17 protein-coding genes are annotated in these 16,338 nt (G+C 30.2%); 14 read left to right on the top strand and 3 right to left on the bottom strand.

What is annotated here, in order from left to right; translation table 11 throughout:
* Nucleotides 1-78 precede the first annotated feature (78 nt).
* Nucleotides 79-645 carry a TetR/AcrR family transcriptional regulator gene (locus tag KM800_RS00615; RefSeq protein ID WP_217811337.1) on the top strand — a complete coding sequence of 189 codons (567 nt, stop codon included), beginning with the start codon at nucleotides 79-81 and terminating at the stop codon, nucleotides 643-645.
* A 302-nt stretch (nucleotides 646-947) separates the two neighbouring features.
* Nucleotides 948-1,679 (top strand): hypothetical protein, encoded by a 732-nt coding sequence (locus KM800_RS00610; RefSeq protein WP_017752925.1) that lies wholly within the window; start codon nucleotides 948-950, stop codon nucleotides 1,677-1,679.
* Between the two features lie 28 nt (nucleotides 1,680-1,707).
* Here the strand turns inward: KM800_RS00610 and KM800_RS00605 are convergent, their stop codons facing one another.
* Nucleotides 1,708-2,172 carry a hypothetical protein gene (locus KM800_RS00605; RefSeq protein WP_217811336.1) on the bottom strand — a complete coding sequence of 155 codons (465 nt, stop codon included), beginning with the start codon at nucleotides 2,170-2,172 and terminating at the stop codon, nucleotides 1,708-1,710.
* A gap of 385 nt (nucleotides 2,173-2,557) precedes the next feature.
* On the opposite strand from KM800_RS00605, the gene KM800_RS00600 reads away from it, so the two are divergent.
* The 6 genes from KM800_RS00600 to KM800_RS00575 all read left to right on the top strand — a co-directional run bounded on the left by KM800_RS00600 (nucleotide 2,558) and on the right by KM800_RS00575 (nucleotide 8,737).
* Nucleotides 2,558-2,878, top strand: a complete 321-nt coding sequence (locus KM800_RS00600) for an ArsR/SmtB family transcription factor (RefSeq protein ID WP_217811335.1) — start codon at nucleotides 2,558-2,560, stop codon at nucleotides 2,876-2,878.
* Between the two features lie 43 nt (nucleotides 2,879-2,921).
* Nucleotides 2,922-3,962: an ACR3 family arsenite efflux transporter gene (arsB, locus tag KM800_RS00595; protein WP_217811334.1), complete on the top strand. Its 1,041-nt coding sequence runs from the start codon at nucleotides 2,922-2,924 to the stop codon at nucleotides 3,960-3,962.
* A 78-nt stretch (nucleotides 3,963-4,040) separates the two neighbouring features.
* On the top strand, nucleotides 4,041-4,448 hold the full coding sequence (locus KM800_RS00590) for an arsenate reductase ArsC (protein ID WP_217811333.1): 408 nt from the start codon (nucleotides 4,041-4,043) through the stop codon (nucleotides 4,446-4,448).
* A gap of 56 nt (nucleotides 4,449-4,504) precedes the next feature.
* Nucleotides 4,505-4,873, top strand: coding sequence for a BlaI/MecI/CopY family transcriptional regulator (locus KM800_RS00585; protein WP_039652907.1), 369 nt, complete (start codon nucleotides 4,505-4,507; stop codon nucleotides 4,871-4,873).
* 5 nt (nucleotides 4,874-4,878) lie between these two features.
* On the top strand, nucleotides 4,879-6,186 hold the full coding sequence (locus KM800_RS00580) for a M56 family metallopeptidase (RefSeq protein WP_217811332.1): 1,308 nt from the start codon (nucleotides 4,879-4,881) through the stop codon (nucleotides 6,184-6,186).
* Between the two features lie 184 nt (nucleotides 6,187-6,370).
* The gene (locus KM800_RS00575; protein ID WP_217811331.1) at nucleotides 6,371-8,737 is read left to right on the top strand and encodes a type IA DNA topoisomerase; all 2,367 of its coding nucleotides are present in this window, start codon (nucleotides 6,371-6,373) and stop codon (nucleotides 8,735-8,737) included.
* Nucleotides 8,738-8,749: 12 nt separating this feature from the next.
* Here KM800_RS00575 and KM800_RS00570 read toward each other — a convergent pair whose 3' ends face one another.
* Nucleotides 8,750-9,628, bottom strand: a complete 879-nt coding sequence (locus KM800_RS00570) for a LysR family transcriptional regulator (protein ID WP_254906419.1) — start codon at nucleotides 9,626-9,628, stop codon at nucleotides 8,750-8,752.
* Nucleotides 9,629-9,766: 138 nt separating this feature from the next.
* Here KM800_RS00570 and KM800_RS00565 point away from each other — a divergent pair, with 138 nt between their 5' ends.
* The 4 genes from KM800_RS00565 to KM800_RS00550 all read left to right on the top strand — a co-directional run bounded on the left by KM800_RS00565 (nucleotide 9,767) and on the right by KM800_RS00550 (nucleotide 13,241).
* Nucleotides 9,767-10,648, top strand: a complete 882-nt coding sequence (locus tag KM800_RS00565; protein ID WP_217811329.1) for a DMT family transporter — start codon at nucleotides 9,767-9,769, stop codon at nucleotides 10,646-10,648.
* A 93-nt stretch (nucleotides 10,649-10,741) separates the two neighbouring features.
* Nucleotides 10,742-10,954, top strand: a complete 213-nt coding sequence (locus tag KM800_RS00560) for a hypothetical protein (protein WP_217811328.1) — start codon at nucleotides 10,742-10,744, stop codon at nucleotides 10,952-10,954.
* Between the two features lie 66 nt (nucleotides 10,955-11,020).
* The gene (locus KM800_RS00555) at nucleotides 11,021-11,806 is read left to right on the top strand and encodes a PhzF family phenazine biosynthesis protein (protein WP_217811327.1); all 786 of its coding nucleotides are present in this window, start codon (nucleotides 11,021-11,023) and stop codon (nucleotides 11,804-11,806) included.
* Between the two features lie 556 nt (nucleotides 11,807-12,362).
* The gene (locus KM800_RS00550; RefSeq protein ID WP_217811326.1) at nucleotides 12,363-13,241 is read left to right on the top strand and encodes a DMT family transporter; all 879 of its coding nucleotides are present in this window, start codon (nucleotides 12,363-12,365) and stop codon (nucleotides 13,239-13,241) included.
* A gap of 273 nt (nucleotides 13,242-13,514) precedes the next feature.
* On the opposite strand, the gene gdhA is transcribed toward KM800_RS00550, so the two are convergent.
* Entirely contained in the window at nucleotides 13,515-14,861 is a 1,347-nt protein-coding gene (gene gdhA / locus KM800_RS00545) for an NADP-specific glutamate dehydrogenase (protein ID WP_217811325.1), read from the bottom strand.
* A 152-nt stretch (nucleotides 14,862-15,013) separates the two neighbouring features.
* On the opposite strand from gdhA, the gene KM800_RS00540 reads away from it, so the two are divergent.
* Both KM800_RS00540 and KM800_RS00535 read left to right on the top strand, forming a co-directional pair.
* Entirely contained in the window at nucleotides 15,014-15,628 is a 615-nt protein-coding gene (locus tag KM800_RS00540) for a GNAT family N-acetyltransferase (protein WP_217811324.1), read from the top strand.
* Between the two features lie 125 nt (nucleotides 15,629-15,753).
* Nucleotides 15,754-16,209, top strand: coding sequence for an AraC family transcriptional regulator (locus KM800_RS00535; protein WP_217811323.1), 456 nt, complete (start codon nucleotides 15,754-15,756; stop codon nucleotides 16,207-16,209).
* The last annotated feature ends 129 nt before the right edge of the window (nucleotides 16,210-16,338 follow it).

Below are 16,338 nucleotides of genomic sequence, written 5' to 3'. Positions count from 1 at the left end.
ACAAATTGTTATGTCAATAGAAACGGCTTAAACGCTACATTTAAAGGCTATTTGTGACATCTTGTCGGGAGGGTAGTTATGAAAAATAAAAAGAAAAATCCAATAGCAGAAAAATCTAAGAAATGGTTGATGGATGCACTTTTGGAAATAATGCATGAGAAACAATATAATAAAATAACTATTAAGGAGATATCCGATAAGGCAATGCTTTCCAGAAGGACATTCTATCGTAATTTTAATTCAAAAGATGAAGTTTTATCATTGAAGATGCAATATATATGTGAAGAATATATTTTATACTTTAGCAATGAACATGATCTATCCTATAAAAACATTGTTCACATATACTTTGAATTCTGGAAGGATCATATAGATTTTTTATCAGCGTTGGATAAAAGCAATTTGTTGTACCTTATTCTTCAGAAATTTAATGAGCACTTGCCATTTATATATAGGCATTTTAAGGGCCATCTCGATTTGTTCGAGAATAGAGATCACCTGGAGTATGCTCTATATTTTAGCTCGGGAGGGCTTTGGAATGTACTTTTAAAATGGATAAAGGAGGGTGCAGAAAAAACTCCAATGGAAATGGAATATATTATTATAGATGCAATTAGAAATGCAAATCTAAACATAATAATATAGGATGCAATGGATAAAATTTTATCTCATTTGAATTTATGGCTACATTAAAAGCCATGGCATTTTTTTAGAAAAAAATCGACTATTGTATCAAAACATATTTATGAATTTTGATAAAGATTCCGGCATATAGTTGAATTTTCTATAAACAAATACTACTTGTATATTTGTAAGTGAAGTATGAGTATTAATGCTTGATATCTTTAATATTGATATCAGATATCTATTTTTTATATTATATCATATAGCACGCAAAGGTATATAATGTTATATGGAGTCAATTATAAAAAATGGAGGGATCATAAATGACTGATTTTAAAAATTATATATATGTAGCAAGCTGTGTTTTTACTAGAGAAAATCCAGCTTTAAGTGTAAAAATTCAAAATTATTTAAAAAAACGATTTCGCATGCAGATAATAAGATGTTGTGTTCCAAAGTACAAGCTTAATGAATTTACAGTTCAAATGCCAGAGTGGCTGCAACAGCGCTGGAGAGACACTCCCGATTTTAAAAGTTTTACTCCAGATAATAAAATGGTATATGTATGCCACAATTGTTCTGCTATTTTTCAGGAAACAATGCCTGAAATAAAAAGGGTTTCACTATGGGAGCTTATTTTAAGTGACCCAGAGTATCCTTTTCCCGACTACTTGCATGAGAAGATGACAGTACAGGATTGTTGGCGTTCTTATGATAATTTTTCAGAACAAAAAGCTGTACGTTCATTATTAAAGAAAATGAACATAGATATTGTAGAACAAGAAGAAAATTATGAAAAGACCAAGTTTTGTGGCATATCTTTGTATAAACCTGCCCCAGGGAGAAATTTGAAATTAGCCCCTAGGAGATTTGTAGAGAATGCAGATGGAAAGTTTATTTCACATACAAAAGAACAGCAGATACAATTGATGCGGGAACACTGTAAAAAAATCACTACGGATAAAGTTGTTGCATACTGCCACTATTGTGTTAAAGGACTTGAACTTGGAGAAAAACATGTAAAGCATCTGGCAAGTCTATTGTTTGATGTTTAAAATTTACGTTTAGAAATTTTATTTTAAGTTAGGCTGGTTCCTCTTTATTAGTAATATACCAAGTATCATTGGCTGCCTGTATAGTAAATTTAACAGGAACATCCCAAGAACCGCTTATCGTTTTATTCTGTGAGTCTTTTATAGTGATTGAATAAATCATATTTTCATAAGTTGTACCATTTTTAGTTTCTTGAGATTTTTGTTTTAAATCAAGATTGATTTTAACAGGCTTTTTATATTGCTTATCATTTAATGAATATACCTTATATACATTTATATTATTAAAAACAGCTTCTGACATATGTTTGGATATTTCATTTGAATATCCACTTTGAGTTAAAAAAGCTTCTTTTACAATGGTATATATCTCATTTCTATCTATATTGCTATTTTGAGTGTTTTTATTACATGAAGTAAAAACAAATGTAAAAATGAATATTGTTACAAATAGAATATACTTTTTATTTTTAATCAATATATCAAATCCTTTCAATACTCCATCAATTTTTTATACCTGCAATTCATATATAATTTGTGTTATGATTTATTTTTTAAGTTATACAACTTAATATAATATACTCTATATAAAAAGAATATCATAACTTGTATTTTTATTCTAAATTATGATTATAATTAAAAAGTAGATTATGAAAATATAATATTAATTTAAGATACTGTTTGAGTTCAAGAAAAGTATAGTTTTGTGGAATCATTAAATCTATAAATTTTAAATGTAATTAACAAATAAGATTACAATATATAGACTATTATAAATATAATAGTCTATTAATATATTTATTTATATAATTGTATTGATATTACATAGATAATCATCTATATTATATATAGATGATTATCTATGTATAAGGGGCGATTTTATGAAATTAGATTACGAGTTATATGCAAAAATATTTAAATCATTATCTGATCAAAGTAGGCTAAAAATTATTGATATATTATCCTGTGGAGAGAAATGTGCCTGTGATTTACTAGAAGACTTTGATTTTACACAGCCTACCCTATCTCATCACATGAAAGTATTAATGGATTGTAAAATTGTTAAATGCAGAAAAGATGGATTATGGAGCTATTATTCATTGGATAAAAATAACACGAATAAAATAGCACTATTTTTAATGAATATCATAACGGATACAGAAGATTGTATTTGTAAAAATAGTAATCAGTGTGAAATATAAAATAAATTAATATAATTGAATTAAAAATATGGGGGAAGTATATATGAAAAATAAATTATCAGTACTTGATCGTTATTTAACATTATGGATATTCACTGCCATGTTTGCAGGGATTTTATTAGGATGGGGAGTACCAGAAATATCCCAAGTCTTGGCTAATCTATCTGCAGGCACTACATCTATACCTATAGCTGTTGGGCTTATTTTAATGATGTATCCACCACTTGCTAAAGTAAACTACAAAGAACTTGGAAAAGTATTTAAATCTCCAAGGGTATTATCCCTATCACTTATTCAAAACTGGGTTATAGGGCCTATATTAATGTTTGTACTTGCAGTATTATTTTTACATGCATACCCAGCATACATGACAGGTCTTATTCTTATTGGTCTTGCTAGGTGCATTGCTATGGTTATTATATGGAATAGTCTTGCAGATGGTGATACGGAATATGCAGCTGCACTTGTAGCGTTCAACTCTATATTCCAGGTTATATTCTATTCTATATATGCCTATATATTTATAACTGTACTTCCAACCTGGTTTGGACTTACAGGTTATAGTGTAGATATTTCAATGGGAAAAATAGCTTCATCTGTTGTAGTTTACCTTGGCATTCCGTTTGCACTTGGAATACTAACCAGATTGCTATTGGAACCCAAAATGGGTACAGAATGGTATACAAAAAAATTTATTCCTAAAATAAGTCCACTGGCTTTGATAGCATTATTGTTTACTATTGTTGTAATGTTTACTTTCAAAGGAAAGTATATTATAGAATTGCCTTTAGACGTAGTTAGAATTGCCATACCACTTGTAATCTATTTTGCAGTTATGTTTTCAGTTTCATTTTTTATAAGCTATAGATCAAAGATAGATTATAAGAAAACAGCTACACTTTCATTTACTGCTGCAAGTAATAATTTTGAGCTTGCTATAGCTGTTGCTGTTGCTGTATTTGGTATAGAGTCAAAAGAAGCTTTTACAGCAGTGATAGGTCCTTTGATTGAAGTACCTGTAATGATAGGACTCGTAAATGTATCATTGCATTGGGAAAAGAGGTATTTTGCATTAAAGAAATAGAAACTTCCAATGGAATCTATATCAATCATGAAATATCAGTATAAAAGTAATATTAGAATTTAATACAGGAGGAACAAAATGAAACCAAAAGTGGCTTTTATATGTGTCCATAATTCGTGCAGATCACAGATGGCTGAAGCAATAGGAAGACTATATGGAAAAGATGTCTTTGATTCGTATTCAGCTGGTACTGAAACTAAATTTGAAATAAATAAAGATGCAGTTAGAACGATTAAGAAAGTATACAGTATTGACATAAATGCAGTTCAACATGTTAAGCTTATTAATGATTTACCTGAAATTGATATAGTAGTAAAAATGGGATGTAATGCTGCATGTCCATTCTTGCCATCCAAATATGAAGAAGATTGGGGACTTGAAGATCCTACAGGAAAAAGCGACGAGGAATTTATTAAAACAGCTAAAATAATTGAGGAAAAAGTAAAAAATCTAATAAAAAAAATAATAAATAAAGAAATTAAATAAGTTTATTGACAATTACATTCTACACTTGTAGAATGTAATTACAGGAGGTGTTATTATTGTCAATTATAAAAATCCCTGAATCAGAACTGGAAATTATGAAGGCTATATGGTCAAGCCAAATTCCAGTATCTTCTAAGGAAATAGTTAAAATTATGGAAGATAGAAAAGGGTGGAAAATTACAACTGTTCTAACATTACTTTCACGCCTGACAAAGAAAAAATTTATAGATGCAAAGAGGGAAAAAAGGATTACCTATTACACGCCAATTGTAACAGAAGGTGAATACTTAGGATTTGAAACAAAAGATTTTTTCCAAAAGGTTCATGGAAATTCATTAAAAAGTTTTATTACAACACTTCATGATAATGATGATATTAGCGATGATGATCTAGATGAACTGGACAAGTGGATTAAAAACAGGTGATATCTATGTTGGAAATTTTTATAAAAGAGTTATTACATGCATCTTTAGTAGGAAGTTTGGGTATTATTGTCATTGTATTTTTGCAAAAAACTTTATTTAAAAGATATACTCATGCATTTTGTTACTATATATGGTTGACTGTAGTAATAAGAATGATTGTACCTTTTAAAATTCCAATTTACTTATCTCAAGAAGTATATAAATTTTTTGGATACTTTTTTGATGTTAAATTAATAACTGATAATACTAACTGGTTAAATTATAATATGGTAGTAAAAAGCAGCGTTAATGTGGTATCTGTCAATAGTAACAATACAATAAATTATTTTGAGATATTATTTTATCTATGGTTTATTGTTTCAATAACATTCACAGTGTATTATATCATATCTTACATTAGTTTTAATAAAAAAATCAAGCATTTTATGTACGATATCTCTGATGATATCATAACTCATATGTATTCAAACTTATTAGTAGAAATGAATATACGAAAAAAGGTTTCATTAAAGTTCTGCAGGGGAATTTCCACACCACTAGGTATAGGAATAATACATTCTTATATACTGCTTCCAGAAGTTAATTATAATGCTGAAGAAATAAAATATATCTTAAAACATGAACTAATGCATTTTAAAAGACATGATATGCTATATAAAATTATATTGTTAGTAGTTACAATAATGCACTGGTTTAATCCATTAGCTTATATATTATGCAGATTAATAAATAATAATTGTGAATTATCATGTGATGAAGCAATATTAAAGAAATCAGACATAAAAGAGAGAAAATTATACGCATTGACTCTCATTAATTCTCTAAGACTTAATAAAAATAATGCATTTCAAAATAATCTTACTATGGGATTCAATAGTAAGAAAAATATATTAAGAGGGAGACTGGAAAATATGCTGAATTTAAAAAAACGAAAAAAAGGTGTAACTATAGGTGCTCTGGCTGTGATATTAACGATAAGTTCAGTAATTAGTGTAAATGCTTTTGCTAAAAACAGTTCTAGTTCTGTAGATAGAACCAATACATCAATTAATAAAACTGTAAAAACTAATACGCAAAATAATGTAAGAATTGTATATTCAGGTAAAACAAAAGATATGCCGCAAAAATATAAAAATATGTTTAATATTAAAGATTCTACAGAAGACAACACTAAATCAATAGTAATTACAGGTTTTAAAGAGTATACTTATTCAAATGCACCAGAATCTGCAAAGAAACAATATGAAGAAGCTTGTAAAAAATTAAATATAAAGCCAGATCCATCTCATGTTATATTTGCTCATGAAAAATAAAATTTTATTAGTATAACCTAGTATTTTCAATGGATATTATAGGTAATTGTGGATAATTATTGACGCAGTTACCTTTTTGTTTTAAACATAATTTTTATAGAAAACTATTGTAGACAGTGCAGCAATAGATGTAAACTAAATAATGCACAGTTATACGTTAGTACGGATTTAGAAAGGAATCAAAATGAAATTGATAATAGCAGAAAAACCAAGCCTGGCAATGAATGTTGTCAAGAGTATTGGCAATATGAATAAACATGACGGATACTTTGAAAACAGATATTATATTATAACTTTTGCATTTGGACATTTATTGCAGCTTTTCGATGTAGATGATTATTTTAATAGAGAAAAAACAAGATGGAGTTTAGAGGAACTGCCTTTCATCCCGGAAAGCTTTAGATTCAAGCTTAGAGATGATGGTGGAGTAAGAAAACAGTATGAAATTATAAGATCCTTGATTAAAAGAAATGATATATCCGAGATTGTAAATTGTGGTGATGCTGATCGCGAGGGGGAAGTAATTATAAACAATATAATTACTAGAATTTTTCATCAGGAAAATATAAAAAAGCCTGTAAAGAGATTATGGCTGCCTGAACAGACAACTCAAACTATATGCAGTGAATTGAGAAATTTAAAAGATGATGGAGAGTATAAAAATTTATATAATGAAGGTCTTGCAAGGACTTATCTGGATTGGACATATGGGATAAATTTAACAAGGTATCTTAGTATAAAGTGTCAGTCTTTTTTACCCGTAGGGCGTGTCCTTATACCTATAGTAAAGTTTGTCTATGATAGAGACAAAGCAATAGAGAATTTCAAGTCGGAAACTTATTTTGAAATAGGTGCAATTATAAACAAAAACAACTTACAGATAAAGGCAAAACTAAAAGACAGGCATTTTTCAGCAGATGAAAGGAACAAGGCAGATGCCCTGTTAAATAGTTTAAAGGATAAAAAAGCTGTAGTTAGTAAAGTTAAAAAGAGAACAGTTAAAAGGCAGCCTCCTAAATTATTTTCCCTTGATACTATCCAAAATAAAATGTTCAGACAGTATAAAATGGCACTGGATGATACTTTGAAGCATTTGCAAAAATTATATGAAGGCGGATATACGACTTATCCAAGAACCAATACTGAATATCTTGCAGATACGGAAAAGGGAAAAATAAAGCAGGTAATTGCAGCGGTAAAAGAAAAATTTAATGTGGATATAGGTTTTAAAGATAAGAAATCCATATTCAACAGCAGCAAGGTTGAAAGCCATAGTGCAATTACTCCTACAATTAAAATTCCTGATGAGGGGCATTTAAGTGAAGGCGAAAGGAAGGTCTATAATTCAATAAAGAATAGATTTATAAGCAATTTTTTAAATGAGGAAACGATAATCGAAGAAACCAGGGTACTTATTAAAATAGATGATGAGTCCATAGAGCTTAAAGGTAATGTTATAAAGCAGCAGGGATTTTTAAAGTATGAGAAAATTAAAAAAGATAATGAACTTCCTGAATTTATAGAAGGTGAGAAATTAAATACTAAACTTTCTGTAGATGAAAAACAAACTCAAAGGCCTAAAAATGTTACTGAATCTGAACTCAATAATTTTCTTAAAAATCCTTTCAAAAAAAAAGAAGTTGAAGAACTAGAAAATAGTAATGATGATGAAGAATATAAAATGATATTAGAGGGTTGTGAGATAGGTACTGTTGCAACAAGGTCGGGAATTATAAAAAATGCCAAACGCTATGAGTACATAAAAGAAATTAAATCACATTTGGAATGTGAGGAAAAAGGCATAAAATTAATAGAGGCTCTTGAAAAGCTGAAAATTAATCTGGATAAGGAAAAAACCGTTGAGTTTGGAAAGCAACTTAAAAATGTATATAAGGGCAATATAGAAATCAATAATATAGTAGATGAAGTTAAAGATGAATTGAATAATATAATTGCCAATGGAAGTAGTATTCAAATCGATAGGATATATAGTCAAAAAAATAATAAAAAATTCAAAAGCCTTGGCGTTTGTCCAGTATGTAATAAAGGGAAGATAATAGTTGGAAAAACAGGATATGGCTGCAGCAGATGGAAGGAAGACTGTAAATTTTTTATAGCCAAAACCATAGCGGGAAAAACCATAAGTGAGTCTACAGCAAAAAAGCTTATAAAGAATGGGAAAACCAATATTATAAAAGGTTTTAAAAACAGAGCTGGAAAAAGTTTTGATTCAGTGCTTGTTATTAAAGAAGGAAAAGTTGTTTTTGATTTTAGCCTGGAAAATAGAAGCTTGGGGAAATGCCCGATATGTGGAGAAGGAGAAATTACCTCCAATAAATCAGGATATGGATGCAGCAGGTGGAAAGAGGGCTGCAAGTTCTTTATAGGTAAGTGTATAGCAGGAAAAAACATAACTGAATCAATGGCCAAAAAACTTGTAAAAGATAAAAAAACCAATCTTATAAAAGGATTCAAGAGCAGGGCAGGCAAAAAATTTGATGCTGCATTGATAATTGATAAAGATGGAAAAATTGTTTTCATGTTTGAATAAAATATTTTCCATCTATATAGTTCTTTCCTGTAATCTATTGACAATATAATCAATAAAATATTTAACGGCAAGAGATGGCTTTTCCTTGCATTTTAAAGCAATTTCCATTGTACGATAGAAAGTTGGATTGGTTTCCTTGGCTAATATTTCATAAGGGCTTCTTGTAAGGACGAGTTCAGATAATATACTTATCCCAAGGCCATTTTCAACCATGGACATTATAGTATAGTCGTCTTTGGCAATATAATGGATGTTGGGAGTTATGTTGTTGTCTTCAAAAATGTGTAAAATAATATTACTGTTGCCTGTTTCCAGTAAAATAAAAGGTTCGCTGGCAAGTGCCTGAATTGGAAAAAATTTTTCATGGGCATATTTATGATTCTTTGGAATTACCACTTTCAATTTATCATTTTTGAGAAAAATTGTTTTAAAGTTCTTTTTATGAGGCGGACATGTAGAACCAAAATCAACAACGCCATTTGCTATCCACGTTTCTATTTCATTATAATCGCCCTGTAGTAATTCAAATTTGATATTTGGGTATATAATTTTAAATTCTTTTATAAGAGGTGGCAGCCAATGGCAGGACACGCTTGAAAAAGTACCAATTCTGATTAGCCCCGTTTTCATGTTCAAAAGTTCAAAAATCTTCTCAGAAAGTTTATGATGGCTGTTACTGATATTTCTAAGATAGGGAAGTAACTGTTCGCCTTCTGCAGTTAGCCAGACTCCTGAATGAGTCCTGTTTAGAAGCGATATACCAAGTTCTTTTTCTAAAGAGCTAATTATCTGACTTACAGCAGATTGTGTATAGTTAAAATATCCGGCAGCTTTTGTTAAATTCCCCAATTCAATAACCTTCATAAGAACCTCATATCTTGAAATACGCATGTTTGTCAGCCCTTTCGTGCATTAGAAAATCTAATGTTAAATATAACAAAAGTTTGTTTTACTTATATAATACGTGATTATATAATAGATTTATAGAAAAGACAAGCATTATAATTTATAAAATATGAGGTTAATATTATGACACAGAAAAGAGCAAATCTATTACTTCTAACTGTTTCTATGGCATGGGGAACTTCCTATTTGCTTATGAAAATGGGACTTGGGGACATAGGTCCTTTCAATTTAATTGCACTCAGATTTGGACTTGCATTTTTCGTAACATTCGTTCTTCTTTTTAAAAGAGTTAAAGATGTAAATATTAAAATAATTGTCCATAGTGCAATAATAGGACTTATATTGTTTTGTATATTTACAAGTATTTTGCTGGGACTTAAAACAACAACAGCTTCCTCAGCAGGTTTCCTGGTAGGTACTACAGTAGTATTTGTACCTTTAATGCAGGTCTTTATAAATCACAAATTGCCTCAAATAAAAACAATACTGGGTATTTGTGTAGTACTTGCAGGTATAGGATTTCTAACTTTGAAAAATGGATTTGAGATGGATTTTGGATCAGTATTATGTTTACTGGGTGCAGTGTTCAACGCAATATATATTATAACAACAAAGCATTTTGTTAAATCAGAAAATACATTGCAATTGGGAGTTTTTCAGTTGGGATTTGCCTCATTATTTGGAATTCTATTTTCATTTATTTTTGAAAGTCCCAAATTACCGAATACCCAAAATGGATGGATAGCAGTTTTAGGTCTTGCTGTAATATGTAGTGCCTATGGTTTTGTAGTACAACCTATAGCACAAAAATATACTACCCCGGAAAGTACCAGCTTTACATTTGCGTTGGAACCAATATTCTCATCTGTTTTTGCTTCTTTATTTTTACATGAGGTACTCGGCATTCAGGAGTATTTTGGAGGTGCACTTATACTGATGAGTTTGTTTATTTCTTCCCAAGGTAAAGCTAATGTTTCTAATAGATTACATGTTAAGACAAGATAGGAGCAGTAAACTATAAATTTTGAAAAGGCACAATAAATAATTTAATTATTTATTTACAGTATTTTGAATTCAAGACATGGTGCAAAACAGTATTTGATTTTTGCTGCTGCAAGTGAAAAAATGCTTGCAAGCTATTCTTATGGTGAATTGGAAAAGCTATTGGATGATAATAATTTCTTGATTTATGAACATTTGATACTTGATGAAATAACAGACCAGTATTTCAAAAAATATAATCAAGCAAATCCAGAATATCCAATAACAGCTTTTGATAATGTGAATTATTGTTTGGCGGTTAAACAATAAAGACAAAATTGATAATTATAGATATAATTTTTATATAATGAATCTTATCTGAAGGGGAGGTAAAGTATGAAATATTATGTCGTTGACGCTTTTGCTGATGAGGTATTCAAAGGAAATCCAGCAGGTGTATGTGTTTTAGACGATCCGATAGATGATAATACAATGCAAAAAATTGCAGCAGAAAACAATTTATCAGAAACGGCTTTTGTAGTAAAAAACGGAAGTAGTTATAATTTAAGATGGTTTACTCCAAAGGCTGAAGTAGATTTATGCGGACATGCTACTTTGGGGACTTCTTATGTTATTTCTAATTATGTTGACATGGGAATTGAAAACATGACATTTAATACTGCAAGTGGAATACTTAAAGTTAAACGAAATGGTGATTTATATGAAATGGATTTTCCATTGAGAGAACCAGAAAAGATAGAATTATCACATGCAATAATTTCAGAGGCTATTGGTATTACCCCTATTGCAGCATATTTATCCAGAGACTTGTTTGTGGTGCTGGAAACAGAACAACAACTCAGAGAATTAACTCCAAACTTTTCTAAGATGATAAAACTGAAAGATGGATTGGGAGTTATTGTTACAGCCAGAGGTACTGATGTGGATTTTGTATCTCGCTGCTTTTATCCAAAACTTGGTGTAAATGAAGATCCAGTAACAGGTTCGGCACATAGTAATTTAATACCATTTTGGTCGCAGAGACTAAACAAAGATGTAATGGTAGCCAGACAATTGTCATCACGTGGAGGAACATTATATTGTAAACTAGCTGGAGATAGGGTAAAAATAAGTGGAAAAGCTGTGCCTTATATGATTGGAAATATTAATATTCGTAGATAAATAGTAAATTTATCTGAGGGATTTACTAAAAGAGTGTACAATACTATTCTTATCATTCATAATTACTTTTACAGAAAACTTGTTAAATGAATTAGAAGTGGTAAAATACGAAATGCTTGTATCGGAACAGTTCCTGAAGAATATATTCCTGACTTTATATATGCTGAGAGTACAGATACTTATCTTCAGCATGGGATGTTTGAGAAAGAGTTGGATATAAAAGGAGATGTAAACAGATGACAGAAAAAGAGAAAATGTAAACTTTATAAGTTAAAGGATATCTTTAGTACTCGTAAAAATAACAATTGGTTAACTTATAAGGAGCAACTATCCTAATCATTATATATTAGGTGGAATAGTTAGTATATCTTAAATTATGGATGGCATTTATGTTTTTTATATTTTATAATGATAAAAATTTTTTTAGTGTCTGGAGGTGTCGCTATGATTTATTCACCATTAAATGAATGTGATGTTCCTGTAATCCGTTAATCAGCGGATAGTTTCCGCTGATAATTTCAACCTATATTGAAATTTTAAAGCGGAGGGAAATTAAATGAATTCAAATAAAATTTTAGGTGCTATTTTTCTTAGTATATCTGCCAGTATCTGGGGTGGAATGTTTGTAGTTGTTAAAGTTGTTGTTGAGTATATACCGCCAGTTGAGTTAGTTTGGCTGCGTTATCTAATTGCACTGTTTTTTTTAGTTATTTTTGGATTGATAAGAGGGATAAAGTGGCGTATTGCACGACAAGATTTATTTTTAATTTTTCTAATTGGATTAATTGGAAATACAATCTCTATTGTCACACAAGAAACTGGAACCTGGCTGTCTTCTGCCCAGTTGGGTGCAGTTATTACATCAGCAACTCCAACTTTTATGATTATTTTTGCCTGGTTATTATTAAAAGAAAGAATTACCTCGGTAAAAATAATTTCGATTATTATGGCTACCTTAGGTGTAATTATGATTGTTGGTATTCACATAACAGGTAATCATGGTCTACTAGGAGTATTGTCGTTAGTTGTTGCCGCATTAACCTGGGCATTAATGTCAGTACTCATAAAAAAAGTATCTGGAAAATATGACTCGCTTCAAATTACAATCTATGCTACTTTTGTTGCTATTGTTTGTTTAACGCCATTTGTAATAAATAATTTTTCTGTATTTAATAATATTCATTTTACTGATTCGAAAATAATATTGAGTTTGCTTTATCTAGGTATTGTCTCTACTGCTGTTGGTTTCGTGATGTGGAATAAGGGACTCCAGTTAATGAATGCTGGTAGTTCGGGTCTATTTTTCCTCTTTCAACCCATAGTAGGTACTTTATTAAGCTGGCTGGTTCTCGGTGAGGGTATTTCCTGGGGATTCTTTTTGGGAACAGTATTAATACTGGGCAGTGTCTGGGTAACTATACGGTTTGTTGATTAATAAGATATCATGAATTAAAAAGGGAGAATGGAAAATGAATATAACATTAAATCAGAATTTATTGATATCAATATTTAATAGATAGGAGAAAAGAATGAAGTCATTTTTACTAGAAGTTGGGGCTATTAAATATAGAAGATTTGAATTTGATTTTTAAAATGGACAAAGAACCCCCAAAGCACTTTTGATGGTGCTTTGGGGATTTCTTTTCATTTACACAAACCCATGTTATTCTATATTATTTTTGAAGCTATAAAGATTTATACATTAAGACTATACAAGCCCTTGTGATCTCATTGCTTCTGCTACCTTGATAAATCCTGCTATGTTTGCTCCACTTAAATAGTCATTGCCAAGTCCATATGTATGTGCTGTTTCAGCGGATTTCTTGAATATATTCTGCATGATTTCTTTTAATTTATCATCTACTTCTTTAGATGACCAGCTTAATCTCATGCTATTCTGGCTCATTTCTAATGCAGAAACTGCAACACCACCGGCATTGGCAGCTTTTGCAGGACCATATAACAGATTATTTTGTTTATAGATTTGAATAGCTTCTGGAGTACTTGGCATGTTTGCTCCTTCGGCTACTAATTTAACACCATTGTCAGTGATTTTACGAGCTTCTTTTTCACCAATTTCATTTTGTGTTGCACAAGGTAGAGCTATATCATATTTTAAATCCAGGTTCCAAACGGAGCCTTCATGATATTTTGCACCTTTAACTCGCTCAGCATACTCTTTTATTCTCCCTCGTTCAACCTCTTTAATTTGTTTTACAACGGAAAGATCAATACCATTTGTATCAACTATGTATCCATTTGAATCTGAAACAGCTAATACAGTTCCTCCTAATTCATGAACCTTTTCAACAGCATAAATAGCTACATTTCCCGATCCTGAAATTACAACTTTTTTATTTTTAAAAGAGTCATTTAAGGTATTTAGCATTTCTTCTGTATAATATATCAAACCAAATCCTGTAGCTTCCGGACGAATTAAAGAACCGCCGTAGCTTATTCCCTTACCAGTCAATACACCTGCCTGATAGCCTTTTAAACGTTTGTATTGTCCGTACATATAACCTATTTCTCGGCCTCCTACACCAATGTCACCAGCAGGTACATCTAAATCCGGGCCAATATACTTTGATAATTCTGTCATAAAACTTTGACAAAATCTCATAATTTCATTATCTGATTTACCTTTGGGGTTGAAATCGCTTCCACCTTTACCTCCACCAATTGGAAGTCCAGTTAAGCTATTTTTGAATATTTGCTCAAATCCCAAAAACTTAATAATACTAAGGTTTACTGTTGGATGGAATCTAAGCCCCCCTTTATATGGGCCGATAGCTGAATTGAATTGTACTCTAAAACCTCTATTTATCTGATATTGACCTTTATCATCAATCCATGGCACTCGAAATTGAATTGCACGTTCGGGTTCTATAATACGTTCCAATATATTCTCATGAATATACTCCGGATGCTTGTCTAAAACGGGCTCCATAGTATTTAAAAAGTTTTGAACAGCTTCTTTAAACTCTGGTTGATAAGGATCTCTATTATTGATTTTTTCTAAAATACTTTTAATGTATATTTTAGTTTCTTCCATATTGTTTAACATCCCTTCTTGAATTTTTTAGTCCTAAATCAATAAATATAGATGCATTACTTGCATCATTTTATTAAATGAACTCAACTTATATGTTATATTAAAATTAATGGAATTACAATAATTTAATTTTTATAAGGAGAATTAGACTTATGCAAATCAAATATTTTTTAAAAGAAGGTAAAATAATGACAAATATTACAATACGTATGGCAACTAAGGCAGATGTAAAAGAAATTTTGGATATATATGTACCTTATGTGAATAATACTGCAATCTCTTTTGAATATGATGTTCCATCTGTTGAAGAATTTACTGATAGAATTATTAATATATCAAAACAGTATCCCTACATAGTAGCTATAGACAGTAATCGAATTATTGGTTATGCATATGCTTCGTCATTTAACAAGCGAGTTGCATATGATTGGGCTGTTGAAACTACTATATATTTGAGGCAGAATTGTCGAGGTAAAGGTATAGGAAAAAAATTGTATTTAGCTTTGGAGGAAATATTAAAGAGACAAAATATCCTTAACTTGAATGCATGTATAGCATATACATCTACTGAGAATGCATATCTGACTAATACAAGTATGTATTTTCATGAGCATTTAGGATATAAAAAAATTGGACATTTTACAAAATGCGGATATAAGTTTGGAAGTTGGTATGATATGATTTGGATGGAGAAAATTATTGGAGAGCATTCTGAAACCCCAAAATCAGTTATCCCAATATCAAAATGGCATGAATTACAATTATAAATTAAAGTTGATTTGATTCACAATGTTAGAATTTAGCCATTTAAAAAAATAAGTTGAAATACATTTTAAATCATTATATGATGAATTCAGGCATCGATGTACTATATTTAAAAAGAAGGTAAGTTATGAATACTAATATTGAAATGATACCATCATATAAAGTTGCTTATATACGGAGAACAGGACCTTATGGTTCAGAGAATGTACAGATAATGGAACAATTAAAAAATTGGGCTAGAGAAAAGAACTTATTAAATGAAAGTTCAATCATATTAGGAATAACCCAAGATAATCCTCAATTCACAGAATCTAAAGATTGTCGTTATGATGTATGTTTAGTTATTTTAGATGAATTTAAGAATGACAATAAATACATTAATTTTGGAGAAACCATTGGTGGAAAATACTGCGTATTTAAAATAAGTCATATGGCAGCTGCTGTGCAAAAAGCATGGATGGAGATATTTCAACAGTTATCAAAAAGGAATTATGAAATTGATGATAGAAGATCTATTGTTGAACGCTATGCAATGCGGATGATAGATAAACATTACTGTGAAATTTGTGTACCAATATTATAAAAATATTAGGACAAATAGTAATTTGTAGAAATAATTAAAATAACGACAAATCAGAATCTGCCGTGAATTTATTGGAGAGAACCTCACAATTTGCAGTCATAAATGGAGGATAGCTATAAATTAGGGCTG

It is taken from the genome of Clostridium tyrobutyricum (assembly GCF_019144085.1).
GTDB classification, from domain to species: Bacteria; Bacillota; Clostridia; order Clostridiales; family Clostridiaceae; genus Clostridium_B; species Clostridium_B tyrobutyricum_A.
The sequence above is the reverse complement of the archived record's forward strand: the minus strand, read 5'-3'. Positions and strand labels throughout refer to the sequence as shown.